The organism is Brachybacterium sp. SYSU DS0246, from assembly GCF_059391765.1.
In genome coordinates, this window is the sequence record NZ_JBZXYT010000018.1 from 1 (window position 1) to 23,030 (window position 23,030).

The window sequence follows — 23,030 nt, forward strand, 5'->3', positions numbered from 1 at the left end:
ATAGAAAAAACCCTGGCAAACAACAAACAACCAGCATATAACTGCTGTATCATCCGTTAAAATTTGCCAATCAAATATTGGCATCAACAAACAGACACGCTATTGAGATATCAAGCAACACGCGCACTCGGTGCTCCAAGCCGCTAGGCTCTTTGCTCCGGGGCAACCCTTATAACTTAGGGGTTCCGGTTCTCCTTGTCAACTCGGTGCGATGTGACTCGCGCCGCGCCGGATTTCGGAGAGATCCGTTGTGCCTGCTCGGACCGGGTTTCGCGTTCCAACCTCTCGGCTGTCCCGCTGTCCCGTTCGGCTGGGCACGAGGAAGAACATTACGCAGATCGCCAGGTGCCGTCAAGCCAGAACGGCCTTCGCGGCGGTGGTCTGCGCCACACTGGCCGGTAACTTACAAAGACGCTGGTCAGAGGCTTGATCGGTCGGCAGGTGGGTTCCCGAGCCCGGGTCACCGAGCGCGAAGTGCCCGATCAGGAGTGACGCACGACGCCCCGGTGCAGCGCGACGATGCCTCCGGTGAGGTTCCGGTACTGCGCCCGCTCGAGGCCGCTCTCGAGGAACCAACCCCTCAGCTCCTCCTGGTCCGGCCACTCCAGGATCGACTCGGCGAGGTAGTCATACGCGTCACCGCTGGTGGTCAGCCGCCGCGCGACCGTGGGAAGCGCGCGCAGCAGGTACCTCTCGTACGCCGTGCGGAAGACACGGGAGCTCGGGGTCGAGAACTCGCACACCACGACCGTGCCTCCCCCGCGCACCACGCGCACCATCTCCGCGAGCGCGGCGCGCGGGTGCTGGACGTTGCGCAGGCCGAAGGAGATCACCGCCGCGTCGAACGCGTCGGTCGCGAACGGGAGGCGCTGGGCGTCGGCCCCGACGAAGGGCACGGGCTCCCCCCGGCGCCGCCCCTCGCGCATCATCCCCAAGGAGAAGTCGGCCGCGACCACGCGCGCACCGGACCGTGCGATCGCCGAGGACGAGGTCCCGGTGCCCGCCGCGAGGTCGAGCACGGTGCCGCCCTGAGGGATCTCGAGCGCGTCGACCATCGCTTCGCGCCACATCCGCACCTGCCCGAGTCCCACCACGTCGTTGATGAGGTCGTAGCGCTTGGCGATGCTGTCGAACATCCCCGCGACGTCGTACGGCTGCTTCTCCAGATCGGCACGGCTCATGATCCGATCCTGCCATGTACCCGGACGGGACAGGGCGTGGTGCGTCGATACCCGGGACCGGGCGCGGGGGCCGGACGACCGGGCCGGGCGCGGAGAGTCCAGTCGCAGAGCGCACCGGCACAGCAGGGATCCGCGCCGGCGCGGACCGGTCTCGGCCGACGCCCGCGCCCCTGGCAGGATGGTCCCGCCCGCCGGGTCCCCGGCGGCACCGGCCCACCCATCTCGAGGAGCAGCTGATGTCCGATGCCCGCACCCTCCGTGCCGAGACCATCCGCGGTCTGTCCATCCCCCGGGAGTTCCTGCCCGCCGATGGTCGCTTCGGCTCCGGTCCCTCCCGGATCCGGGACGAGCAGGTCGATGTGCTGCGTTCCGTCTCCCGCGAGGTGCTGGGCACCTCGCACCGCCAGGCACCGGTCAAGCAGCTCGTCGGGCGTATCCGCGCCGGCCTGCGCGAGCTCTTCTCCCTCCCCGAGGGGTATGAGGTGGTCCTCGGGAACGGGGGCTCCACAGCGTTCTGGGACATCGCGGCCTTCGGGCTGATCGAGTCCCGCTCCCAGCACCTGGTGCTGGGCGAGTTCTCCCAGAAGTTCGCCTCCGAGGTCGCCGGCGCCCCCCACCTGGCCGAGCCCGAGCTGATCCGCGCCGACCCCGGTGCCCTGCCGGAAGCGGCGGCTCGCGACGATGTCGATGCCTACGCGTGGCCCCACAACGAGACGTCGACCGGAGTGATGGCTCCCGTGCGCCGCCCGGCCGGCGCCGGAGCGGACCAGCTCGTGATGATCGATGCGACGTCGGCCGCCGGCGGGGTGATGGTCGACATCGCCGAGACCGACGCCTACTACTTCGCGCCGCAGAAGGCCTTCGCCTCCGACGGCGGGCTGTGGCTCGCGCTGCTCTCCCCCGCGGCGCTCGAGCGGGCCCAGCGCCTCGAGGCCGATGCCAACCGCTGGATCCCGTCGTTCCTCTCACTGACGGCAGCCATCGACAACTCTCGCAAGGACCAGACCCTCAACACGCCGGCCGTGGCCACCCTCGTGATGCTCGCCGAGCAGATCGACTGGCTCCTGGCCAAGGGCGGCCTGGCCTGGGCCGATGAGCGGACCCGGACCACCAGCGGGATGCTGCACGACTGGGCGGCGCGCCGCGGTGAGATCACACCGTTCGTCGGTGAGGCACATGCACGGTCGCAGGTGGTGACCACTCTGGACGTGGACGAGGCGATCGATGCCACGGCGATCACCGCCGTGCTGAGGGCCCACGGGGTCGTGGACATCGAGCCGTACCGCAAGCTGGGCCGCAACCAGCTGCGCATCGCCACGTTCCCGGCGGTGGCACCGGATGATGTGGCCTCGCTGATCTCCGTGCTGGATCACGTGCTGGGTCGCTCCGCCTGACGCGGCGCCGGATCCCGGAGCGGTCAGTCCCGACGTTCGATGAGGGTCCGGCGCAGCAGCTCGGCCGCCTCGCGCAACGTGTCCCGCTCCTCGGGGCCGGCCTCCTGGATGCGGGAGCGGAGCCACTCGTCGCGTTCGGCGCGGCCGCGCAGGACCACCTGCTCGCCGGCGTCGGTGAGCGTCACGCGTACCTGGCGTCCATCCCCGGGGTGGGCAGCTCTGGTCACCATCCCCGCTTCCTCGAGCCGACCGAGGATCCTGGTCATCACCGGCGGCGTGACGTGCTCGAAGTCTGCGAGCGCCCCGGGCGTCGACTGCCCGGTGCGCTGGAGATAGGCCAGGACCGAGTACTGCGAAGCGGAGACGTCCTCGGAGGCGGTGTGCGAGCGGAGGATGCGGGAGGAGACCAGGAGGACGCGTCGCAGTTCGGCGGCCAGCTCCGCGACGTCGCCGCCAGAAACATCGCCGACAGAGCCCTCGCCGCCAGAAACGTCGCCCGTAGCGCCATCCGCCCGCCCCGCGCCGTCAGCGCCCACGGCACCGTCGACGCCCTCCGGCCCGTCCGCGCCCGCTGGAGGGCGGCCCGGTCCGGTCGGATCCTGGTCGTCGTCGGCCATCACAGCAGCAGGCTCTCGATCGCTCCGCGGAGGAAGTACACGACGAAGAGCACAGCGATGAGGTACATGAGCCAGTGCACCTCGCGTCCCTTGCCCCGCACCACGCGGATCAGGACGTACATGATGAAGCCCGCGCCCATGCCGACGGTGATCGAATAGGCGAAGGGCATCAGGATGATGGTCAGGAACGCCGGCAGCGCGATCTCGACGTCGGTGAAGTCGATGTCGGTGATCTGGGTCATCATCAGGAAGCCGACCGTGACCAGAGCCGGGGTGGCTGCCTCGTACGGCACCAGGGCGACCAGGGGCGACAGGAACGTCGTCAGCAGGAAGGCGATCCCGACGACCACGGCGCTGAGACCCGTCCGGGCGCCCTCGGCCACGCCGGAGGTCGACTCCACGAAGCTCGTGTTCGAGGAGACGCCCCCGACGCCGCCGGCGATCGCCCCGACGGAGTCGACCACCAGGATGCGCTGGGAGCGCGGGATGTCGCCGCGTTCGTCGACCAGGTCCGCCCCGGAGGCGACGCCCACCATCGTGCCCATGGTGTCGAAGAAGTCCGCCAGCAGCAGGGAGAAGACGATGACGAGGGCGCCGATGCCGCCCGCGGCGGTGATGCCACCGATGGGGTCGACCGTGAACAGGGTCGCGAAATCCGGAGCCTGGATCGGGAAGTCGGTCAGGGTGGGCACGTTCATCGCCCAGCCGCCGGGGTTGCCGTTGCCGGATTCATCGGCCGGAGCCCACGCGCCGAGACCCAGCACCTGTTCGATGAGGATCGCCAGCACGGTCGCGGAGACGATCGCGATCAGGATGGCACCGGGGACCTTGCGGACCCACAGGATCAGCATGAGCAGCAGACCGGCGACGAACACGAAGGTCGGCCAACCGGTGAGGGAGCCGTCGTTGCCGAGCTGGACCGGGGTGCTGGCCGCCGTGGTCACGAACTTGGCGTTGAACAGGCCCAGGAACGCGATGAACAGCCCGATGCCGACAGCGATCGCGGTCTTGAGGAAGGGTGGCACCGCGTCGAAGACGGCCTTGCGGAAGCCCGTGAGGACCAGGATCAGGATCACCACGCCCTCGAGCAGGACGAGGCCCATCGCGCCGCCCCAGGTCATTCCGGGCAGCGGCGCCACGGAGTAGGCGATGTAGGCGTTCAGGCCGAGCCCTGTCGCCAGGGCCAGGGGGAACTTCGCCCAGGCGCCCATGAAGATGCTCAGCAACCCGGCGATGAGCGCGGTGCCGGCGGCGACGGCGGGCAGATTCGGCTCCGTCCCCCCGCCGAGATACTGGCCGGTCGAGTCCGGCACCGTGCCGATGATCAGCGGGTTCAGCACCACGATGTAGCACATCGAGAAGAAGGTGACCAACCCGCCGCGGATCTCGCGGGGCACGGTCGAGCCGCGCTCGGAGATCTGGAAAAACCGGTCGAGACCGGAGCGCGGCGCCACGGCCGTCGAGGAGGGGGACGAGGAGGGGTCAGCCTGCTGCATGCAGTGATCGTATCCGGCCGCACACAGCCCCGTCGTGCGCAGCCGGTCCGCTCAGCTGTGACGTCGGTCGGACCCCGCGGCGGAGTGCTCACTCTCCAGCGCGCGGGCATACCGGTAGTAGTCGGCCAGCTCCAGGCGCGAGGCTGCGGCTTCGTCCACGACGACGACCACATCCGGGTGCAGCTGCAGGCAGGTCGCCGGCCACCGGGCGCTGATCGCGCCCTCGGCGAGCTGTGCGACGGCTTCGGCCTTGCCCTCGCCGGTGGCGCTCAGCACGATGCGGCGTGCCTCGCGGATGGTGCCGAGCCCCTGGCTGAGGGCGCGCACGGGGACGTCCTGGACGTCGTCGAAGAACCGGGCGTTGTCGGAGATCGTCCGGCGTGTCAGTCCGATCACGCGGGTGCGGGAGGCCAGGGAGCTGCCGGGCTCGTTGAACGCGATGTGCCCGTTGGATCCGATCCCGAGGATCTGCAGGTCCACGCCGCCGGCCTCGGCGATGCGCCGGTCGTACTGCGCTGCTTCGGCGACGGGGTCGGCGGCGGAGCCATCGGGAGAATGCACGGCGGCGTCGTCGATGTCGATGTGGGAGGTGAAGTTCTCCCGGATGAACCGGTGATAGCTCTGCTCGTGGTCCGGGGGCAGTCCGACGTACTCGTCGAGCAGGAACGCGCGGGTGCCGGCGAAGGAGAGTCCCTCCTCGCGGTGGCGGCGGATCAGCTCGGTGTACGCCGGGACCGGCGTGGAACCGGTCGCGAGGCCGAGCACGGCGCCGGTCCGCCCCGGAGAGGCCGGGGCAGTGCCCTCCCCCGGCCGCGGTACGGGATACTGCGCGTCCCGGGCTCCGCGCACCGTCTGTTCGAAGACGTCGGCGACGACCTGCGCGCCCGCCTCGGCGTCCGCCACGATGTGGATATCCATCGGGATCTTCCCTCCTGCTCGTCGAGCGCCCGGCCTGCCACGCCGTTCCGCATGGCCGTTCACGCTCACTTCGTGATGTAAATGAGCATACTCGGTCACCGGAGTGATGGCTGTGGGTGGGCGCGGCTCGCCCGCAACGTCACACGATGCCGACATACGACAAGGCACCGCCGCGCTGTGCGCGACGGTGCCTCGTCATGGGTGGGAGAACGCGATGCTCAGGCGGCGTCCCCTGGTCGGCTCACTTCTTCTTGCCGGTGTTCGCGGCGTACTCGAACGCCGCGCGCGGGGTCGAGGTCTGCGGAATGCCGACGATGTCGCGACGGGAGAGCAGGTTGGTCGCCCAGCCCGCGACGACGGCCGCCTTCCGGCCCATGGTCGGCATCGCGTAGAGGTGGTAGGAGCGAGCCAGGGCCCAGGCCGGCAGGCCACGGACGTCCAGCTCCTTGTCCGCCAGGTTGAGCCGGCAGACTCCCTTGTACATACCGAGGGTCGCCATGACGCCGAGGTTCTTGTGGTAGTAGTCCACCAGCGGCCGCCCCTGCACGGAGCGCGCGATGTTGTCGGCCACACGCTTGCCCTGACGGGTGGCGTGCTGCGCGTTGGGCGGGCAGAACTTGCCCTCGCCGGAGGCCAGATCCGGCACGGCCGCGCAGTCGCCGGCGGAGAACACATTGTCCAGCGGACCGTCGGTGCCGTTGACGCGGAGATCGGCGAGGGCCTCGAGCTTGCCCATCATGGGGCCGCGCTCGGTGATGACAGGCAGATCCGAGACGTCCGAATCGGACAGCACCGGGGCCGGCTTGACGCCGGCGTTCCACACCAGCAGGTCGGACTCGAACTCGTCGCCGTCGCTGGTCTTGATCACGCCGTCCTCGGCGGAGTTCAAGAAGGTCTCCAGCTTGACCTCGATGCCGCGCTCGCGCAGCTGGTTCAGCACGTAGGCGCGCTGATCCTCGGAGAGCTCGGGGAAGACGAACGGAGCGGCGTCGATCAGCACGAAGCGGATGTCCGAGGCGTGGAGGTCGGGGTAGTAGCGCAGGGCGTCGCGGACCATGTCCTCGGTCTCGGCGATCGCCTCGCCGCCGGCGAATCCGCCACCGATGAAGGTGAAGGTCAGCAGCCGCTTGCGGATCTTGGGATCCTTGGTCGACGCCGCCTCGGCGAGGTTGGCGAGGATCCGGTCGCGCACCGCGACGGCCTCCTCGATCCACTTGAAGCCGATGGCGTTCTCCGCCAGGCCCGGGATGGGCAGCAGGCGCGGGACGGCGCCGAGGCCGACGACCAGGTAGTCGTAGGTGATCTCGAGCTGCACGTCCTCCTCGGTGTTGACCACCACCGTGCTCTCCGCGCTGCGGATGCTGGTCACCGAACCGGTGACGACCTTCGTCCCCGGGAGCATCTTGCGCAGGGGCGCGAGAGCGTTGCGGGGATCGATGCTGCCGGCACCGACCTCGGGGAGGAAGGGCGCGTAGGTCATGTACGGGCGCGGGTCGACGACGGTGATCGCGACCTCGGAGCCGAGGGTCTTGCGCAGCTCGGACGCGGTCGTCTGGCCGACGGACCCGCCGCCGAGGATCAGGACATGGGGCTTGCCGCCGAAAGTGGTGTTCATGGGCACAGCCTATGACCGTCGCGGCCGTCACACAAAAACGGTCCGCCCCGCGTGACGCGGCGGTGGACTCAGCGGGCGCGGTCGAGCAGGTCCAGCGCCATGCCGTCGAGGATGTCGTGCTCGCTGGTGCGGGTCTCGGTGACGCCCGAGGCGTCGGCCACGCGGCGCATGATCCGCGACCAGATCAGCGCTCCGGCGCCGATCACGTCGATGCGTCCGGGGTGGATCGTGGTGTGCCGGGAACGCTGCGCGCGGCTCTGGGAAAGCAGGTCGCGGCAGATCCGCTCGACGTCCGGGATCTGCAGGGTCGCACCGTGGGTGACGTCGGGCCGGTATTCCGTCAGTCCCTCGGCGACGGCGGTGAGGGTGGTGATCGTGCCGGCGACGCCGACGAGGGCGGCCGCGCGGTCCAGGGGCACCTCTCGCGCCGCGTCCTCGAGGAGGAGGTCGATGTCCGCGGTGGCGGCCGCGATCTCCGCCTCGGTGGGCGGGTCGGTGGCGAGGTGACGTTCGGTCAGGCGCACGGAGCCGATGTCCATGCTGATGCGATGGGTCGGGGTCTCGGTGCCCAGCACCAGCTCGGTGGACCCGCCGCCGATGTCCACCACCAGCCGTGGCCCCTCGGGCAGGGCCTCGACCGTGCTGACGGCGCCGCGGAAGGAGAGCGCGGCCTCCTCGTCGCCCGTGATCACCTCGGGGCTCACCCCGAGGATCGCGCGGATGCCGTCGATGAACACGTCACGGTTGGAGGCGTCCCGGGTGGCCGATGTCGCCACGAAGCGCACGTTCTCGGGGGCGACTCCGTGGTGCTCGATCAGCTGCTGGTACCGCGTCGCGGCGTCCAGCGTGCGCTCGACGGCCACGGGGTCGAGGCTGCCGGTCCGGTCCACGCCGAGTCCGAGTCGCACCATCGCGAGCCGGCGCTCGACGTCCACGAGGCCGGGGCCGTCGTTCTCGCGCCGCGCGATGAGCAGACGGATGGAATTGGTGCCGCAGTCGATGGCGGCGACGGGGACGGTCATCGCTGCTCCTGGGAGTCGTGTGGGTCGGGATCATGCGGGTCGGGGTCCTGCGCGTCGAGGTCGTGCGCGCACCGGCACATCAGCTCGGGAGCCGCACCGCGGATCCGTCCGAGTGCCTCGTCGGCGACGGGATTGACCCCGGTGCCCTCTGCGAGGGCCTGCGCGGCCAGGGCGTGAAGGCACTTCACCCGGGTGGGCATGCCCCCGGCGCTGACGTGGCGGACCTCCTCGGCCTCGCCCAATTCCTGGCGTCGGGCGAGATAGCGCTCGTGGGCCAGTCGATAGCCCTCCGCGAGCGACTCGTCGGTGGCGAGCCGGTCGGTCAGCTCGGCCATCACCCCGGTCGATTCGAGGCGGGAGAGTTCGAGCGTGAGCCACGGCAGGGTGAGGTACAGGGAGGTGGGGAACGGGGTGCCGTCCTCCAGCCGGGGCGCTGTGCGGACCACTGCAGGACGCCCGCAGCCGCAGCGTCTGGCGATGGAGACCACACCTCGCATCTCCCGTCCCAGCTGGTCCCGCATCACCTCGAGGTCATGGGCGGTGGCCGGGGACTCGAAGGGCAGGGGCGGAAGGGATGTCACTGGTCGGGGTCCTCGGGGGGCTCGTCGGCGGCGTCCTCGTCGGTGGAGCCGGGTTCGTCGGGGATGTCCTCGGCAGTGACGCGGCTGGATCCCTCCACGCTCTCCCAGAGCGTGGAGAACCATTCGCCCTCCCGGGCCTTCTCGGCCGCCTGCTCGGCCTCGGTCAGCGGGACGTCCCGGCCGGAGGTGTCGGTGAGCAGGTACTGCGTCTCGCCGGGCATCGCGAACAGCAGGCGTTCGCGGGCGCGCGCGGCGACGTAGGCAGGATCCTCCCAGCGGTCGACCTGGGTGCGCAGGTCCTCGACCTCCTCCTCCTGCCGCTGGACCTGTGCCCGCAGCTCGGAGAGCTGCTGACGCTGGGCGACGTAGGAGTTCACGGTGGGCACGAGCGCTGCGAGGGCGATGACGACCAGCGCGACCAGCGCGAGGGTGCGGCGGGTGATGACGACCCCGGGACCGTCCTCCTCCGGGCCGCGCGGAGCGGTGCTGCGGGGACGGGAGGCCGCGGCAGGGCCGCGGTTGCGGGAGCCGGGGGCACCCTTCGCGGCGGGGCGCCCGGTCGTCCGCGTCGTGGGGCGACGGGCCCCGGACGCAGAGACCGGGCGCCGCGCTGATCGCGGGGCGCCCGGTCGTCTGTTGCTCATGCGCACGAGGTTACAACCTCGAGAGGGATCTCAGATCGAGAAACGCGGGAAGGCGGAGGCACCCGCGTAGCGCGCGGCCTCGTCCAGCTCCTCCTCGATGCGCAGCAGCTGGTTGTACTTCGCCACGCGCTCCCCGCGGGCGGGGGCACCGGACTTGATCTGGCCGCAGTTGGTGGCCACGGCGAGATCGGCGATGGTGGTGTCCTCGGTCTCACCGGAGCGGTGGGACATCATGGCCTTGAAGCCCGCGCGGTGGGCGAGGTCCACGGCGTCGAGGGTCTCCGAGAGGGAGCCGATCTGGTTGACCTTGACCAGCAGGGCGTTGGCGGAGCCCTCCTCGATGCCGCGGCCGAGTCGCTCGGGGTTGGTGACGAAGAGGTCGTCGCCCACGAGCTGGACCTTGGCGCCGACGCGGTCGGTCATGGCCTTCCAGCCCTCCCAGTCGTCCTCGTCCAGCGGGTCCTCGATGGAGACCAGCGGGTAGGACTCGACGAGCTCGGCGTAGTAGTCGATCAGCTCGGTGGAGGACTTCGAGGTGCCCTCGAAGGTGTAGGAGCCGTCGGCGAAGAACTCGGAGGCGGCGACGTCCAGCGCCAGGGCCACGTCCTTGCCGGCCTCGTAGCCGGCCTTGCCGATCGCTTCGACGATCAGATCCAGCGCGGCGCGGTTGGAGTCGAGGTTCGGGGCGAAGCCGCCCTCGTCGCCGAGACCGGTGGCCAGCCCGCGGTCCTTGAGCACGGACTTCAGGGCGTGGTACACCTCGGCGCCGACCCGGAGGGCCTCGGAGAAGCTCTCCGCGCCGATGGGGGCGATCATGAACTCCTGGATGTCGACGTTCGAATCCGCGTGGGATCCGCCGTTGAGGATGTTCATCATCGGCACCGGCAGGATGTGGGCGTTCGCACCGCCGACGTACTGGTACAGCGGCACCCCGGCGGAGTCCGCGGCGGCGCGCGCCACGGCCAGGGACACGCCGAGGATGGCATTGGCTCCCAGGGCGCCCTTGTTGTCCGTGCCGTCGGTCTCGTTCATCACGGCGTCGATCGCACGCTGCTCCTGGACGTCCATGCCCAGGATCTTGGGCTGGATGTCGGCGATGACGGCCGCGACGGCCTGCTCGACGCCCTTGCCCAGGTAGCGGTCCTTGTCGCCGTCACGGCGCTCGACGGCCTCGAAGGCACCGGTCGACGCGCCGGAGGGCACCTCGGCGCGGGCGAAGGTGCCGTCGTCGAGGAGGATCTCCACCTCGACGGTGGGGTTTCCTCGGGAATCGAGGATCTCGCGGGCGTGAACGGCATCGATCAGAGCTGCCATGGGCTGTTCCTTCCTTCGGGTGAAGATCCGTCACGGCCGGTCGGCGCTGACCGTCCTCGGACAGTCTAGGCCGTGTGGTGCGCGCCGCCCGCCGCGGGGTCCTGGCGCGTGGGCTCACCGGCTGCGGCCATGCGGGTCAGCAGCGCCCGCAGCGCGGTCTCGGGGTCGTCATCGCGCGCCTCAGCGGTGACCACGAGGTCCAGCAGGGAGCGCCCGAGGTTCCCTCCCCACTGCCCGGAGTCCTCGGCCGCCGCCGCACCGTCGGCAGCCTCGAGCAGCTCGTCCAGCCGCCCGGCCGAGCGTGCCCGATGGACCACTTTGGCGGCGCTCTGCAGTGCGGGCAGCTGGGCGGGGATGCCCTCGAACCAGCCCTTCTCGCCCTGACCGGAGGCCCGTCGCTCCGCGGCTTTGGCGGCATGCCACTGGGCGATGATCTCCTCGACGTCGCCGGGGTCCTCGAGCGTCTCGGTGCGGTTCTCACCGAAGACGTGCGGGTTGCGCCGCTCCATCTTGGCGACGAAGGCACGTGCCACGTCATCGATGTCCCAGGCCGGGTCGGACTCCTGCCCCACACGGGCGTGGAAGAGGATCTGGAACAGCAGGTCGCCGAGCTCGTCGGCCAGCGCGCCGGGTCCATGGGCCGACGGGTCGTCGATCACCTCGAGGACCTCGTAGGTCTCCTCCAGCAGGTATCGCGCGAGCGACGCGTGGGTCTGCTGGTGCGTCCAGGCATCCCCGTCGGCCGCGCGGAGGGCCTCCATCACCTCGACCGCTCGCAGCAGCTCACTGCCGCGAGCGGGAGCAGGGTCCGCCTCACGTGGGTCGTTCACGAGGGCGAGGCTACCGGGGCGGGCACGAGCGTGCCCAGCACCTCGCGCGCCCAGTCCAGCAGCTCGTGGTCACGCAGCTCCGTCCCCCCGAAGCGGGAGGTGGTGGGCCGCGGCACCAGCACCTGGCGGGTGGTGGGTTTCAGCAGCGTGCCCGGGTAGAGGCGCTTCATGCGCATCGCCGCGGAGTCCGGCACCTCGAGGTGGGCGAAGCGGATCATCTTGCCCTGGGCCTGGACCTCGTCGATGCCGGCGGCGCGCGCATCGATGCGGAAGCGCGCGACGTCCAGCAGCACCTCGACCGGCGCCGGCGGGGGGCCGTAGCGGTCGGTGAGCTCGGAACGGATCTGCTCGATCTCGGAGAGCTCCCGCACCGCGGAGAGCTTCGAGTACGCCTCCAGCCGGAGCCGCTCGGAGCCGATGTAGTCGTGCGGGACGTGCGCGTCCAGCGGCAGCTCGACGCGGATCTCCTTCTCCGGCGCAGCCCCTTCCCCGCGGAAGGCCGCGACCGCCTCACCCACCATCCGCACGTACAGGTCGAACCCGACGCCGGCGATGTGGCCGGACTGCTCGCCGCCCAGCAGGTTGCCGGCGCCGCGGATCTCGAGGTCCTTCATCGCCACCTGCATGCCGGCCCCGAGGTCGGTGTTGGTCGCCAGGGTGGTCAGCCGGTCATGGGCGGTCTCGGTCAGGGGCTTCGCGCCGTTGTAGAGGAAGTAGGAGTAGGCGCGCTCGCTGGAGCGGCCCACACGCCCGCGCAGCTGATGGAGCTGGGAGAGACCGAACTTGTCGGCGTTCTCCACGATCAGGGTGTTGGCGTTGGAGATGTCCAGGCCGGTCTCGACGATGGTGGTGCACACCAGCACGTCGAAGTCGCGCTCCCAGAAGTCGATGATGACGCGCTCCAGCTGGGCCTCGTTCATCTTGCCGTGGGCCACCTGGACCCGGGCGTCGGGCACCAGCTCGCGCAGATGGTTCGCGACCCGATCGATGTCCTCGACCCGGTTGTGGACGTAGAAGACCTGGCCCTCGCGCAGCAGCTCGCGGCGGATTGCCGCCGTGAGCTGCTTGTCGTCCTGGACCCCGACGTAGGTGAGCACCGGGTGGCGCTCCTCCGGCGGCGTGGCCAGGATCGACATCTCCCGGATCCCGGTCACGGCCATCTCCAGTGTGCGCGGGATCGGGGTGGCGGACATCGCCAGCACGTCCACGTTGGTGCGCAGCGCCTTCAGCGTCTCCTTGTGCTCGACCCCGAAGCGCTGCTCCTCGTCGACGATCAGCAGCCCCAGGTCCTTGAACCGGACGTTGCCGGTCAGCAGCCGGTGGGTGCCGATGACCACGTCCACGCTGCCGTCGGCGATGCCCTCGACGGTGCGCTCGGAATCCGCGGCGCTCTGGAAGCGCGAGAGGCCCCGCACGGTGACGGGGAAGCCGGCGTAGCGCTCGGTGAAGGTGTCCAGATGCTGCTGGGCCAGCAGCGTGGTGGGGGCGAGGACGGCGACCTGCTTGCCGTCCTGGACGGCCTTGAAGGCGGCGCGCACCGCGATCTCCGTCTTGCCGTAGCCGACGTCGCCGAGGATCAATCGGTCCATGGGGACCGGCTTCTCCATGTCCGCCTTGACGTCCTCGATGGTCGAGAGCTGGTCCGGGGTCTCGATGAACTCGAAGGAATCCTCGAGCTCGCGCTGCCACGGAGTGTCCGGCCCGAAGGCGTGGCCGGGCGCGGACTGCCGGGCCGAGTACAGCCGCACCAGCTCATCGGCGATCTCGCGGATGGCCTTGCGGGCACGGGACTTGGTCTTGGCCCAGTCCGAGCCGCCCATCTTGTTGACGGCCGGCTCCTCGCCGCCGACGTACTTGGTGACCTGGTCGATCTGGTCGCTGGGGACGTAGAGGCGGTCCCCGGGCTGGCCCTTCTTCGAGGCCGCGTACTCGATGACCAGGTACTCGCGGGTGGTGCGCTTGGCGCCGGTGCCGACGGTGCGGCTGGTCATCTCCACGAAGCGCCCGACGCCGTGGTGAGAGTGGACGACGTGGTCGCCGGGGCGCAGCTGCAGGGGGTCGACGACGTTGCGCCGGCGCGAGGGCATCCGGCGCTCCTCGGCGCGGCGGGCACCGGATTTGCCGGTCAGGTCCCGCTCGGAGGCGAGGATCACGCGGGCGTCCTCGTCGATCAGGCCCTCCGGGAACGGGCCGACGGTGACCACGGCCTCGCCCGGAGCCACGGGCCCCTCCAGCTCTGGCGTGAACACGGCGGGCATGCCCTCGCCGCGGAGGTTCTCGGTGACGTGCCGGGCACCACCGGCACCGACCATGGTGGCCAGCACCGACCAGCCGTCCTGGCGGCGCTTCTCCAGATCCTTCGCGGCGTCACCGGGTTTGCCCGAATAGCCCGGGTGGGTGCGTGAGGAGGTGGTGAGGTCGACGTCGGCATCCAGTCCGAAGGGAGCCAGGGTGAACCAGGGGCGGCCACCCTCGCGGGCATGCCGCTCGGCCTCGGCCAGCGGCACGAAGCTCGCCTCGCCCACGTCGATCGGCAGCCCGCCGCCGGCGGCGGCGCTGGACCAGGCGGCGGCGAGGAACTCATCGGTGGTGGCCACCAGCTCCTCCGCGCGGGCGCGGGACTTCTCCGGGTCCAGGACCAGGAAGCGTGAGCCCTCGGGGAGGGTGTCGGTGACCTGCTCCATCCCGTCGACCAGGACCGGGCTGAGGGATTCCATGCCGTCGGCGGCGATCCCGTCGGCGATCCGCAGCAGCAGGTCGCGTGCGCCGGGCAGCTCGTCGGCCATGGTCCGGGCGCGCTCTCGCACGGCAGGGGTCAGGGGGATCTCTCTGCAGGGCGGGGCGTCGAGCCCTCGCGGCGCCGGGTCGAGGGAGCGCTGGTCGGCGACCGAGAAGTAGCGCACCTCATCGACGTCGTCACCGAAGAGGTCCACGCGCACGGGATGCGGCTCGGTGGGCGGGAACACGTCGAGGATGCCGCCGCGCACTGCGAACTCGCCGCGCTTCTCCACCATGTCCACCCGGACGTAGGCGGCGTCGACCAGGTCCCGTTCGAGATCCTCGAGCGGGTACGTGTCGCCGACGGCCGCGCGCACCGGTGCCAGGTCGCCGAGCCCGGTGGCGATGGGCTGGAGCAGGGAGCGCACCGGCATCATCAGCACATGCACCGGATCCTCGGACTCCGGATGGGCGATGCGCCGCAGCGTCGCCAGCCGCTTGGCGACGGTGTCGGCTCGCGGGGAGAGCCGCTCGTGAGGGAGCGTCTCCCAGGCCGGGAGCTCGGCGAGGTGCTCGGTGCCGACCAGAGCCGACAGTGCCGAGCGGACATCCTCGGCGGCGCGGGTGGTGGGGGTCACCACGACCAGGGGGTGCTCGGCGCTCGCGCGGCGCGCGAGATCGGCGACGACGAAGGGGAACAGGGCGGTGGCCGCGACGATGCTGCCGCCCTCGCCGGTGCCCGATCCGTCCTCGACGAGGGTGCGGACCGCGGTGAGGTCTCGGCCCTCGGAGAGCTGGTCGAGCAGCGGAGACAGCGGTGCCCGGGTGGAGGTGGCGGGTGCGTGGGTGGTGGTGCTCATCGAGGTGTCACGCCTTCGGGGAGTGGAATCGCTGCTGGGCCGTGGTCAGGCCCTCGAGGACGACGGACTCGACCGCGTCGGCGGCGTCGGCGATCACGAGGTCGAGGCGCTTGCGCTCGGCGGCGGTGAAGGGCGCCAGCACATGGTCGGCGGTGTCGCGGGACCCGGTGGGGCGGCCGACGCCGACCCGGATACGCAGGTAGTCCTTGGTCCCGAGCGCCCTGGTGATGTCGCGCAGGCCGTTGTGGCCGCCCTCGCCGCCTCCGAGCTTGAGGCGGACGGCCTCGAACGGGATGTCGACCTCGTCGTGGACGACGACGATCCGCTCCGGCGGGATGTCGTAGTAGGAGGCGAGCGCCTTGACGGGCCCGCCGGAGACGTTCATGTAGGTGGTGGTCTTGGCGAGGATCGCGCGCTCGCCCGAGCCCGGCACACCGAGCCGGCCCTCGAGCACGACGGCCTGGGCCCGGCGAGCGGCGGCGAAGCGGCCACCGGCGGCACCGGCGATGTGGTCGAGGACCATGTGCCCGATGTTGTGGCGCGTCGCAGCGTATTTGGCGCCGGGGTTGCCGAGGCCGACCACCAGATGAGGTCCCACTCGACGATCGCTCACGGTCATGGACGGCTCCTCGATGCAGCGTCGGCGCCGTCCGGGCGCTGCTGCCCGGCACGGCCTGGGCCCCCGGCGTGGCGGGCGGCCCCGGATACCGTACCGGGGCGCCGCGCAGTGCGCGACGCCCCGGGGCGGTGCATGTGAGCAATCGAGCGGATAGCCGGTGACGAAGACCCGGCAGGGCCGCTCGGGGAGGTCACTCCTGCTCGGAAGACTCCTCGTCGCCTTCGGCCGGGTCCTCGCCGCTCTCGGCGTCGGCCTCGGTCTCCTCGTCCTCGGAGGCCTCGCCACGGGGCTCGGAGACGCTGAGCACGAGCAGCTCCGCGTCGGAGACCAGCTCGGCGCCCTCGGGCAGCGTGACGTCACCGGCGAAGAGCTGGTAACCGTCCTCGGTGCCGTCCACGTCGATGTCGATCTGCTCGGGGACGTTGAGCGCGTCGACCGAGAGGGTGATGGCCTGCAGATCGACGAAGGCGACCGCCGGGGAGACCGGCTCGCCGTGGACCACGACGGGGATGTCGACGTCGACCTTCTCGCCCTTGCGGACGGTGATCAGGTCCAGGTGGGTCAGCGTGCGCTTGAGCGGGTGGCGCTGGATCTCCTTGATCAGCGCCAGGTGCTGGGCGCCGTCCCCCAGGACGAGCTCGAGCAGCGCATTGGGGTTACGGGCGGCCAGCGCGGTCTCGTGGCCCGGCAGCGACAGGTGGATCGGTGCCTCGCCGTGTCCGTACAGGACAGCGGGGACGCGATCGGTGGCGCGGATGCGGCGGGCTGCGCCCTTGCCGAAGTCCTCGCGCAGTTCGACGTTCAGCTTCTCAGCCATGGGATGCTCCTCGTGGGTGCGGATGCGGGCGATGAGCGACGCCACGGGGCACGGGAGCACCGCTCCCGGACATCCGCACCGCGTCGATCACGGAGGGGGCAGCGCCCACTCCCTCGCCGAAGTGACGCGGTGAGATTAGCACGCCGCGGCCCCTGTGGCGCCGCCGGCGTGAGGAGCCTCGCGCCGCTCGGACTCGACCACTCCGTCCGATCTCCTACCGCTCGCAAGCTCGCAGTACGTCGATCAGACCCGACCACACCATCCGATCTCCTACCGCTCGCAAGCTCGCAGTACGTCGATCAGACTTCACCATCGAACAGGCTGGTGACGGAGCCGTCGTCGAAGACGGCCCGGATGGCCCGGGCGATCAGCGGCGCGATGGAGAGCTCCGTGAGCCGGTCGAACTTCTTGTCCGCCGGGATCGGGAGCGTGTTGGTGCACACCACCTCACGCACGGAGCTGGACTTGAGGCGTTCGGTGGCGGGGTCGGAGAGGATCGGGTGGGTGGTGGCGATGATCACCGAGGAGGCGCCGTTGGCCACCAGGGCGTCGGCCGCCTGCACGATCGTGCCCGCCGTGTCGACCATGTCGTCGACGAGGATGCAGGTCTTGCCGGTCACGTCACCGATCACGCGCTTGGCGACGGCCTGGTTGGGCCGGTTGGCATCGCGCGACTTGTGGATGAAGGCCAGGTTGACCCCGCCGAGCTTCTTGGCCCATTGCTCCGCGACGCGGATCCGGCCCGCATCCGGGGAGACCACGGCGATGTCCTCGTCGCCGTAGCTGCGCAGGATGTAGTCGGCCAGGATCGGCAGCGCCATCAGGTGGTCCAGCGGCCGGTTGAAGTAGCCCTGCACCTGCGGGGCGTGGAGATCCACGGAGATCATCCGGTCGATGCCGGCGGTCTCGTACATGTCCGCCACCAGGCGCGCGGAGATCGGCTCGCGGCCGCGGTGCTTCTTGTCCTGGCGGGCGTAGGGGAAGCTCGGGGCGATGGCCGTGATCCGCTTGGCCGACGCCCGCTTGAGGGCGTCGATCATGATCAGGTGCTCCATCAGCCAGGTGTTGATGGGCGCGGGGTGGGACTGCAGCACGAACACGTCGGTCCCTCGAACGGACTCCCCGTAGCGCACATAGATCTCGCCGTTGGCGAAGTCCCAGGCGTCCATCGGGAGCACCTCGACGCCGAGCTCCTCGGAGACCTCCTGGGCGAGGACCGGGTGGGACCGGCCCGAGGCCAGCACCAGCCGCTTCTCCCCCGTGGTGACGATTCCGCTCATCGCTGCTCGTGCTCCTGGTTCTCCTCGGCGGCAGGTCCTGCAGGCGTCTCGGTGGCGGGGCTGTCCTCGGTCCCGAGCGCGGCCCGGGCCGCTGCCTCGGCCGCGGTCCCCGCACGGCGTCGCAGAGTCCATCCTTCCATGTTCCGCTGCGCGACGGCGTTGACGGCCAGAGCACCCGGCGGCACATCCTTGCGCACCGTGGTGCCCGCGCCGGTGGCTGCCCCGTCACCGATGGTCACCGGGGCGACCAGGATGTTGTCGGAGCCCACCCGGACGTGCTTGCCCACGGTGGTGCGGTTCTTGGTCACCCCGTCGTAGTTCGCGAAGATCGTGGCGGCCCCGATGTTGGTGCCCTCCCCGATCTCGGCGTCGCCCACGTAGCTGAGGTGGGGAACCTTGGCACCCTCGCCGATCTGGGCGTTCTTGGTCTCGACGAACCCGCCGATCTTCCCGTCGGCCCCGAGGACGGTGCCTGCCCGCAGATAGGAGAAGGGGCCGACGCTGGCGCCGGCCCCGATCTGGGCGAGGACGGCGTGGGAGCGCAGCACTTCGGCGCCGGAGCCGACCTCGGTGTCGCGCAGGGTGGTGTCCGGGCCGATCACGGCGTCCTCGCCGATGTCGGTGGCACCGTGCAGCTGCACTCCGGGCCGGATCACCGCGTCCTGCGCGATGGTGACATCCGCGTCGATCCAGGTGGTGGCGGGGTCGACGATGGTGACGCCGGCGCGCATGTGGCGCTCGAGGATGCGGCGGTTCATCTCGGCGCCGAGCTGTGCGAGCTGGACGCGGTCGTTGACGCCTTCGACCATCGTGACGTCCGCGGTGACCACGGCGCGGACCGCGCGGCCGTCAGCACGGGCGATGGCCAGCACATCGGTCAGGTACATCTCACCCTGGGCGTTGTCGGTGCCGAGGCGGCCCAGAGCATCGCGCAGCACGGCCAGGTCGAACGCGTAGATCCCGGAGTTGATCTCGTCGATCCCCCGCTGCGCGTCGGTGGCGTCCTTGTGCTCGACGATGCCCAGCACCTCGGTGCCGTCCTCGCTGCGCAGGATGCGACCGTAGCCGGTCGGGTCCGGCACCCGCGCGGTGAGCACGCTGACCGCGGCCCCGGCGTCCTCGTGCGCGGCGACGAGCTCCCGCAGGGCGGCCGGATCCAGCAGGGGGACGTCCCCGTAGGTGACCAGCACGGTGCCCTCGGTGGCCGCGACCTGGCCGAGACCGCACTGGACCGCGCGGCCCGTGCCCGGGATCTCGTCCTGGTCGGCGACCGTGACCTCGGGCGCATGCTCGGCGAGGTGCTCGGCGACGAGGTCGCGCTCGTGGCGCAGCACGGCGACCAGTTCCGAGGGGCTGGTGCCCTCGGCAGCGGTGAGCGCATGGACGAGGAGGGACCTGCCCCCGATCTCGTGGAGCACCTTCGGCGTCCGGGACTTCATGCGGGTCCCGGCGCCTGCGGCCAGAACGATGACAGCGGCGGGGGCAGGCGTCTCGGCTTTGTCCACGTCAGCGGCTCCTCGGATCGACGGGTGGTGTGGTGCGACAGCGCCGCAGCAGCAGCGGTGGGCGTTCCGCCATCAGGACTCGAACCTGAAACTTCAGAACCAAAATCTGAGGTGTTGCCGATTACACCATGGCGGAGCAGTCTCCGATGCCGCCGACCGCCCGGGGTCGAGGACCCGCGTGGCGGCGGGCGCAGCGGACTGCGGGCACGGGAGGCGGCGTCGCGGACGCGGGCCGATCCTATCGCCCGCGCGGCCGCGCGACGGACCACCGGGCCGCTGTGGAAGACTGCCCGCCATGGCGGAGAACGGTGCCCCGCGCGGGCGGCCCACCCGGATGACCGGCAGGCAGCGCCGTGAGCAGCTGCTCGCGGTCGGCCGGAGCGTTTTCGCCGAGCGCGGCTTCGACATGGCCAGCGTGGAGGAGATCGCCGCCCGGGCGAAGGTCTCCAAACCGATCGTGTACGAGCACTTCGGCGGCAAGGAGGGCCTGTACGCGGTGGTCGTCGATCGCGAGGTCAGTACGCTGCTCGCCGATCTGGAGCGCTCGCTGCGCGATCAGCGCGCCCACCCCCGCCTGCTGATGGAGCGGGCCGCGATGGCGTTCCTGTCCTACATCGACGAGAACGAGGACGGCTTCCGCATCCTGGTGCGCGACTCCCCCGTCAGCCAGGCCGGCGGGACCTTCTCCTCCCTGCTGACAGACGTGTCACAGCGCGTCGAGGAGATCCTGGCCGCCCAGCTGGCCCTGCACTCCTATCCCTCCCGGGACGCGACCATGTACGCCCAGATGCTGGTGGGGATGGTGGCCTACACGGGCCAGTGGTGGCTGGAGACCCGCGAGCCGGCCAAGGAGATCGTGGCCGCCCGCATGGTGAACCTCTCCTGGTTCGGACTGGCCGCCCTGCAGCGGGAGCCCGGCCTGCGTGGCGGCGACCGCCCCTGACCCGGTTCCGCGACCGTGGGCGCGTGCGTGACCGACGGGGGCCGGGGAGCAGCGGGACACGGGATCGGCGAGAGCGCGTGGATCGACGGGCGCGCGGCCGTGGGACGCGCCACCCGCGACGGTCCGGGCCCGCCCGGGCCGCGGGGCCGCCGCCTAGACTCGGCCCATGTCCACCTCGCCCTCCTCCCGTGGCGCCGCCACCGCGCACCATGACGAGGTCGACCGGATCGTCGAGGGCTGGCGGCAGGCGCGCGGAGACCTCGACATCGAGCCGCTGGCCGTCTTCTCCCGCATCTCACGCCTGGCCCGATACCTGGAGACCGCGCGCCGCGAGTCCTTCGCGGCCGCCGGTCTCGAAGGCTGGGAGTTCGACATGCTCTCGGCGCTGCGTCGCAGCGGGGACGATGCTCTGTCCCCCGGCGCGCTGATGCATCAGACGCTGGTCACCAGCGGCACGATGACCGCACGGATCGACAAGCTGGTCGCCCGCGGACTCGTCCGCAAGAACCGCAGCCCGCACGATGGCCGGGCGGTGGAGGTGCGTCTGCAGCCCGACGGGGTGGCCCGCGTGGACGCCGCCATGGAGTCCCTGCTGGCTGCCGAGCGCGAACTGCTGCGGCCCCTGACGGCCGACGGAAGATCCGCCCTCGCGGACACGCTGCGCTCGCTGCTGCTGACCTTCGAGGTGGACGACCCGCTGGAGGGCTGAATCCTCCGGGTCCTCCGGCCGCCGTGCCCGGCGCCGCTGCCCCGCCGTCATCTCCACTGCTCACGCGTTCCCGTCTTCGCAAAGGACCTCCCCTGCATGGCCCATCTCCTCGGCACCCAGTCCCTGCACGTCGCCCTGCCCGACCGCGTCCTGCTCGAGAACGTCACGGTCGGGATCGACGAGGGTGACCGCATCGGTGTGGTCGGTCGCAACGGTGACGGCAAGTCCACGCTGCTGCGACTGCTCGCACGGCTCCAGGAGCCGGACTCCGGCCGGGTCACCGTGCGCGGCGGCACCCGCGTGGGGGTGCTGAGCCAGCAGGACGAGGCGACGCTGGAGACCACCGTGCGCCACCGCGTGGTCGGCGACCGGCCCGAGTACGAATGGGCCTCCGATCCGCGGATCCGCGACGTCCTGGCCGGCCTGCTGGACGAGATCGACCTGGAGGCGCACCTGGCGGATCTCTCCGGCGGCCAGCTGCGGCGCGTGCACCTGGCCGAGCTGCTGGTCGGCGACTGGGATGTGCTGCTGCTGGATGAGCCGACCAACCACCTCGACGTCGAGGGCATCGCCTGGCTCGCCGAGCATCTGCGCCGTCGCTGGAGCGCCAAGGACGGCGGCCTCGTGGTCATCACCCACGACCGCTGGTTCCTCGACGCGGTCTGCACGCGCATGTGGGAGGTCCACGACGGCGTCGTCGATCCCTTCGAAGGCGGATACGCCGCCTACATCCTTCAGCGGGTCGAGCGCGACCGGCAGGCCGCGGCCATCGAGTCCAAGCGCCAGAACCTCATGCGCAAGGAGCTCGCCTGGCTGCAGCGGGGCGCCCCTGCCCGCACCTCGAAGCCGAAGTTCCGTGTCGACGCCGCCCACGAGCTGGTCGCCGATGAACCGCCGGTGCGCGACACCGTGGAGCTGACACAGCTGGCGACCTCCCGACTGGGCCGAGACATCATCGACCTGATCGACGTCGACGCCGGCTACGGGGACGTGCGTGTGCTGCACGACGTCACCCTGCACATCGGCCCGGCGGACCGGATCGGCGTGCTGGGCCCCAACGGCGCCGGCAAGTCGACCCTGCTGAAGCTCATCACGGGTGACCTCGAGCCGCAGGCGGGTCGCGTCAAGCGCGGCAAGACGGTCACGGTGCGCCAGGTCTCCCAGCGGATCGAGGGGCTCCAGGAGGACCAGGACTCGCGGATCAGCGACGTGGTGGGCCGCTACCGCAGCTCGTACCGCACCGGGAAGGACGAGGTCTCCCCCGGCCAGCTGCTGGAGCGGCTCGGGTTCACCGCGGCCCACCAGAAGGTTCGCGTCGGCGCCCTCTCCGGCGGTCAGCAGCGTCGCTTGAACCTGCTGCTGACGCTGCTGGAGGAGCCGAACGTCCTGGTGCTCGACGAGCCCACCAACGACATGGACACCGACATGCTGACGGCGATGGAGGATCTGCTGGACACCTGGCCGGGTCCGTTGATCGTGGTCTCGCACGACCGGTACCTGCTCGAGCGCGTCACCGAGATGCAGTACGCGGTCCTGGACGGTCAGGTCCGGCACGTGCCCGGCGGGGTCGATCAGTACATCCAGCTGCGCACGGCAGCGGAGCAGGCGGGCGCGGCGAGCGCCGGTGGCAGCGGCAGGAACGCCGGAGCGGGTACGCCCGCGGGAACTGCCCGGAGCTCGACGGAGGGCAGGGGCACGGGCGTCTCCGCGCCGCGCTCTGCCGCGGTCTCGGGAGCCGAGGCGCACGCGGCCCAGAAGGAGCTCGCGTCCGTGGAGCGCCGGATGGAGAAGCTCACCGGTCAGACCCAGAGGCTGCACGAGCGCCTGGCGGCTCACGATCAGTCGGACTACGTCGGGCTGCAGTCGATCGCCGAGGAGCTGCGCATGGTCGAGGCCGAGCTGGAGACGCTCGAGGAACGCTGGCTGGAGCTCTCCGAGCTGGTGGGCTGACCCTCTTTCTCAGCTCC

The 23,030-nt window shown here is 70.8% G+C and carries 19 protein-coding genes and 1 tRNA gene; 4 read left to right on the forward strand and 16 right to left on the reverse strand.

Annotated elements, in window-relative coordinates; all coding sequences use genetic code 11:
• Window positions 1–482: 482 nt before the first annotated feature.
• The gene (locus AC5020_RS10365) at window positions 483–1,181 is read right to left on the reverse strand and encodes a ubiquinone/menaquinone biosynthesis methyltransferase (protein ID WP_464988221.1); all 699 of its coding nucleotides are present in this window, start codon (window positions 1,179–1,181) and stop codon (window positions 483–485) included.
• 236 nt (window positions 1,182–1,417) lie between these two features.
• On the opposite strand from AC5020_RS10365, the gene serC reads away from it, so the two are divergent.
• Window positions 1,418–2,575 carry a phosphoserine transaminase gene (gene serC, locus AC5020_RS10370; protein WP_464988222.1) on the forward strand — a complete coding sequence of 386 codons (1,158 nt, stop codon included), beginning with the start codon at window positions 1,418–1,420 and terminating at the stop codon, window positions 2,573–2,575.
• A 23-nt stretch (window positions 2,576–2,598) separates the two neighbouring features.
• Here the strand turns inward: serC and AC5020_RS10375 are convergent, their stop codons facing one another.
• The 15 genes from AC5020_RS10375 to AC5020_RS10445 form a co-directional block, all read right to left on the reverse strand.
• On the reverse strand, window positions 2,599–3,192 hold the full coding sequence (locus AC5020_RS10375; RefSeq protein ID WP_464988223.1) for a MarR family winged helix-turn-helix transcriptional regulator: 594 nt from the start codon (window positions 3,190–3,192) through the stop codon (window positions 2,599–2,601).
• Entirely contained in the window at window positions 3,192–4,688 is a 1,497-nt protein-coding gene (locus AC5020_RS10380; RefSeq protein WP_377794216.1) for an NCS2 family permease, read from the reverse strand. The genes AC5020_RS10375 and AC5020_RS10380 overlap by 1 nt, the downstream gene beginning before the upstream one ends.
• Before the next feature lie 51 nt (window positions 4,689–4,739).
• Window positions 4,740–5,606 (reverse strand): glucosamine-6-phosphate deaminase, encoded by an 867-nt coding sequence (nagB, locus tag AC5020_RS10385; RefSeq protein ID WP_464988224.1) that lies wholly within the window; start codon window positions 5,604–5,606, stop codon window positions 4,740–4,742.
• A 241-nt stretch (window positions 5,607–5,847) separates the two neighbouring features.
• Window positions 5,848–7,221 carry an NAD(P)/FAD-dependent oxidoreductase gene (locus tag AC5020_RS10390; protein WP_464988225.1) on the reverse strand — a complete coding sequence of 458 codons (1,374 nt, stop codon included), beginning with the start codon at window positions 7,219–7,221 and terminating at the stop codon, window positions 5,848–5,850.
• Window positions 7,222–7,289: 68 nt separating this feature from the next.
• Window positions 7,290–8,243: a Ppx/GppA phosphatase family protein gene (locus tag AC5020_RS10395; protein ID WP_464988226.1), complete on the reverse strand. Its 954-nt coding sequence runs from the start codon at window positions 8,241–8,243 to the stop codon at window positions 7,290–7,292.
• Window positions 8,240–8,824, reverse strand: a complete 585-nt coding sequence (locus AC5020_RS10400; RefSeq protein ID WP_494564419.1) for a DUF501 domain-containing protein — start codon at window positions 8,822–8,824, stop codon at window positions 8,240–8,242. Before AC5020_RS10400 ends, AC5020_RS10395 begins: the two co-directional genes overlap by 4 nt.
• Window positions 8,821–9,468, reverse strand: a complete 648-nt coding sequence (locus AC5020_RS10405) for an FtsB family cell division protein (RefSeq protein ID WP_464988227.1) — start codon at window positions 9,466–9,468, stop codon at window positions 8,821–8,823. Before AC5020_RS10405 ends, AC5020_RS10400 begins: the two co-directional genes overlap by 4 nt.
• 30 nt (window positions 9,469–9,498) lie before the next feature.
• On the reverse strand, window positions 9,499–10,782 hold the full coding sequence (gene eno / locus AC5020_RS10410; RefSeq protein ID WP_377019575.1) for a phosphopyruvate hydratase: 1,284 nt from the start codon (window positions 10,780–10,782) through the stop codon (window positions 9,499–9,501).
• A gap of 65 nt (window positions 10,783–10,847) precedes the next feature.
• A complete protein-coding gene (locus AC5020_RS10415; RefSeq protein WP_377019577.1) occupies window positions 10,848–11,612 on the reverse strand; it encodes a MazG nucleotide pyrophosphohydrolase domain-containing protein in 765 nt (254 codons plus the stop codon).
• Window positions 11,609–15,190, reverse strand: a complete 3,582-nt coding sequence (gene mfd / locus AC5020_RS10420; RefSeq protein ID WP_464988228.1) for a transcription-repair coupling factor — start codon at window positions 15,188–15,190, stop codon at window positions 11,609–11,611. The genes AC5020_RS10415 and mfd overlap by 4 nt, the downstream gene beginning before the upstream one ends.
• Before the next feature lie 7 nt (window positions 15,191–15,197).
• Window positions 15,198–15,809, reverse strand: coding sequence for an aminoacyl-tRNA hydrolase (pth, locus tag AC5020_RS10425; RefSeq protein ID WP_464988229.1), 612 nt, complete (start codon window positions 15,807–15,809; stop codon window positions 15,198–15,200).
• 190 nt (window positions 15,810–15,999) lie between these two features.
• Window positions 16,000–16,626 (reverse strand): 50S ribosomal protein L25/general stress protein Ctc, encoded by a 627-nt coding sequence (locus AC5020_RS10430; RefSeq protein ID WP_464988230.1) that lies wholly within the window; start codon window positions 16,624–16,626, stop codon window positions 16,000–16,002.
• Between the two features lie 299 nt (window positions 16,627–16,925).
• Window positions 16,926–17,906, reverse strand: a complete 981-nt coding sequence (locus AC5020_RS10435) for a ribose-phosphate diphosphokinase (RefSeq protein ID WP_377019581.1) — start codon at window positions 17,904–17,906, stop codon at window positions 16,926–16,928.
• Entirely contained in the window at window positions 17,903–19,411 is a 1,509-nt protein-coding gene (glmU, locus tag AC5020_RS10440) for a bifunctional UDP-N-acetylglucosamine diphosphorylase/glucosamine-1-phosphate N-acetyltransferase GlmU (protein WP_377019582.1), read from the reverse strand. The genes AC5020_RS10435 and glmU overlap by 4 nt, the downstream gene beginning before the upstream one ends.
• Before the next feature lie 64 nt (window positions 19,412–19,475).
• Window positions 19,476–19,547, reverse strand: a tRNA-Gln gene (locus AC5020_RS10445).
• A 159-nt stretch (window positions 19,548–19,706) separates the two neighbouring features.
• Here AC5020_RS10445 and AC5020_RS10450 point away from each other — a divergent pair.
• The 3 genes from AC5020_RS10450 (at window position 19,707) to AC5020_RS10460 (ending at window position 23,013) form a co-directional block, all read left to right on the forward strand.
• On the forward strand, window positions 19,707–20,354 hold the full coding sequence (locus AC5020_RS10450) for a TetR/AcrR family transcriptional regulator (RefSeq protein WP_377019583.1): 648 nt from the start codon (window positions 19,707–19,709) through the stop codon (window positions 20,352–20,354).
• A 166-nt stretch (window positions 20,355–20,520) separates the two neighbouring features.
• A complete protein-coding gene (locus tag AC5020_RS10455) occupies window positions 20,521–21,063 on the forward strand; it encodes a MarR family winged helix-turn-helix transcriptional regulator (protein WP_464988231.1) in 543 nt (180 codons plus the stop codon).
• A gap of 96 nt (window positions 21,064–21,159) precedes the next feature.
• A complete protein-coding gene (locus AC5020_RS10460; RefSeq protein WP_464988232.1) occupies window positions 21,160–23,013 on the forward strand; it encodes an ABC-F family ATP-binding cassette domain-containing protein in 1,854 nt (617 codons plus the stop codon).
• Window positions 23,014–23,030 lie beyond the last annotated feature (17 nt).

Excerpts from the sequence above, each read along its gene's own strand:
- AC5020_RS10365 (WP_464988221.1), bottom strand. The coding sequence starts at position 1,181 with ATGAGCCGTGCCGATCTGGAGAAGCAGCCGTACGACGTCGCGGGGATG.
- serC (WP_464988222.1), top strand. The coding sequence starts at position 1,418 with ATGTCCGATGCCCGCACCCTCCGTGCCGAGACCATCCGCGGTCTGTCC.
- AC5020_RS10375 (WP_464988223.1), bottom strand. The coding sequence starts at position 3,192 with ATGGCCGACGACGACCAGGATCCGACCGGACCGGGCCGCCCTCCAGCG.
- AC5020_RS10380 (WP_377794216.1), bottom strand. The coding sequence starts at position 4,688 with ATGCAGCAGGCTGACCCCTCCTCGTCCCCCTCCTCGACGGCCGTGGCG.
- nagB (WP_464988224.1), bottom strand. The coding sequence starts at position 5,606 with ATGGATATCCACATCGTGGCGGACGCCGAGGCGGGCGCGCAGGTCGTC.
- AC5020_RS10390 (WP_464988225.1), bottom strand. The coding sequence starts at position 7,221 with ATGAACACCACTTTCGGCGGCAAGCCCCATGTCCTGATCCTCGGCGGC.
- AC5020_RS10395 (WP_464988226.1), bottom strand. The coding sequence starts at position 8,243 with ATGACCGTCCCCGTCGCCGCCATCGACTGCGGCACCAATTCCATCCGT.
- AC5020_RS10405 (WP_464988227.1), bottom strand. The coding sequence starts at position 9,468 with ATGAGCAACAGACGACCGGGCGCCCCGCGATCAGCGCGGCGCCCGGTC.
- eno (WP_377019575.1), bottom strand. The coding sequence starts at position 10,782 with ATGGCAGCTCTGATCGATGCCGTTCACGCCCGCGAGATCCTCGATTCC.
- mfd (WP_464988228.1), bottom strand. The coding sequence starts at position 15,190 with ATGAGCACCACCACCCACGCACCCGCCACCTCCACCCGGGCACCGCTG.
- pth (WP_464988229.1), bottom strand. The coding sequence starts at position 15,809 with ATGACCGTGAGCGATCGTCGAGTGGGACCTCATCTGGTGGTCGGCCTC.
- AC5020_RS10430 (WP_464988230.1), bottom strand. The coding sequence starts at position 16,626 with ATGGCTGAGAAGCTGAACGTCGAACTGCGCGAGGACTTCGGCAAGGGC.
- AC5020_RS10435 (WP_377019581.1), bottom strand. The coding sequence starts at position 17,906 with ATGAGCGGAATCGTCACCACGGGGGAGAAGCGGCTGGTGCTGGCCTCG.
- AC5020_RS10450 (WP_377019583.1), top strand. The coding sequence starts at position 19,707 with ATGGCGGAGAACGGTGCCCCGCGCGGGCGGCCCACCCGGATGACCGGC.
- AC5020_RS10455 (WP_464988231.1), top strand. The coding sequence starts at position 20,521 with ATGTCCACCTCGCCCTCCTCCCGTGGCGCCGCCACCGCGCACCATGAC.
- AC5020_RS10460 (WP_464988232.1), top strand. The coding sequence starts at position 21,160 with ATGGCCCATCTCCTCGGCACCCAGTCCCTGCACGTCGCCCTGCCCGAC.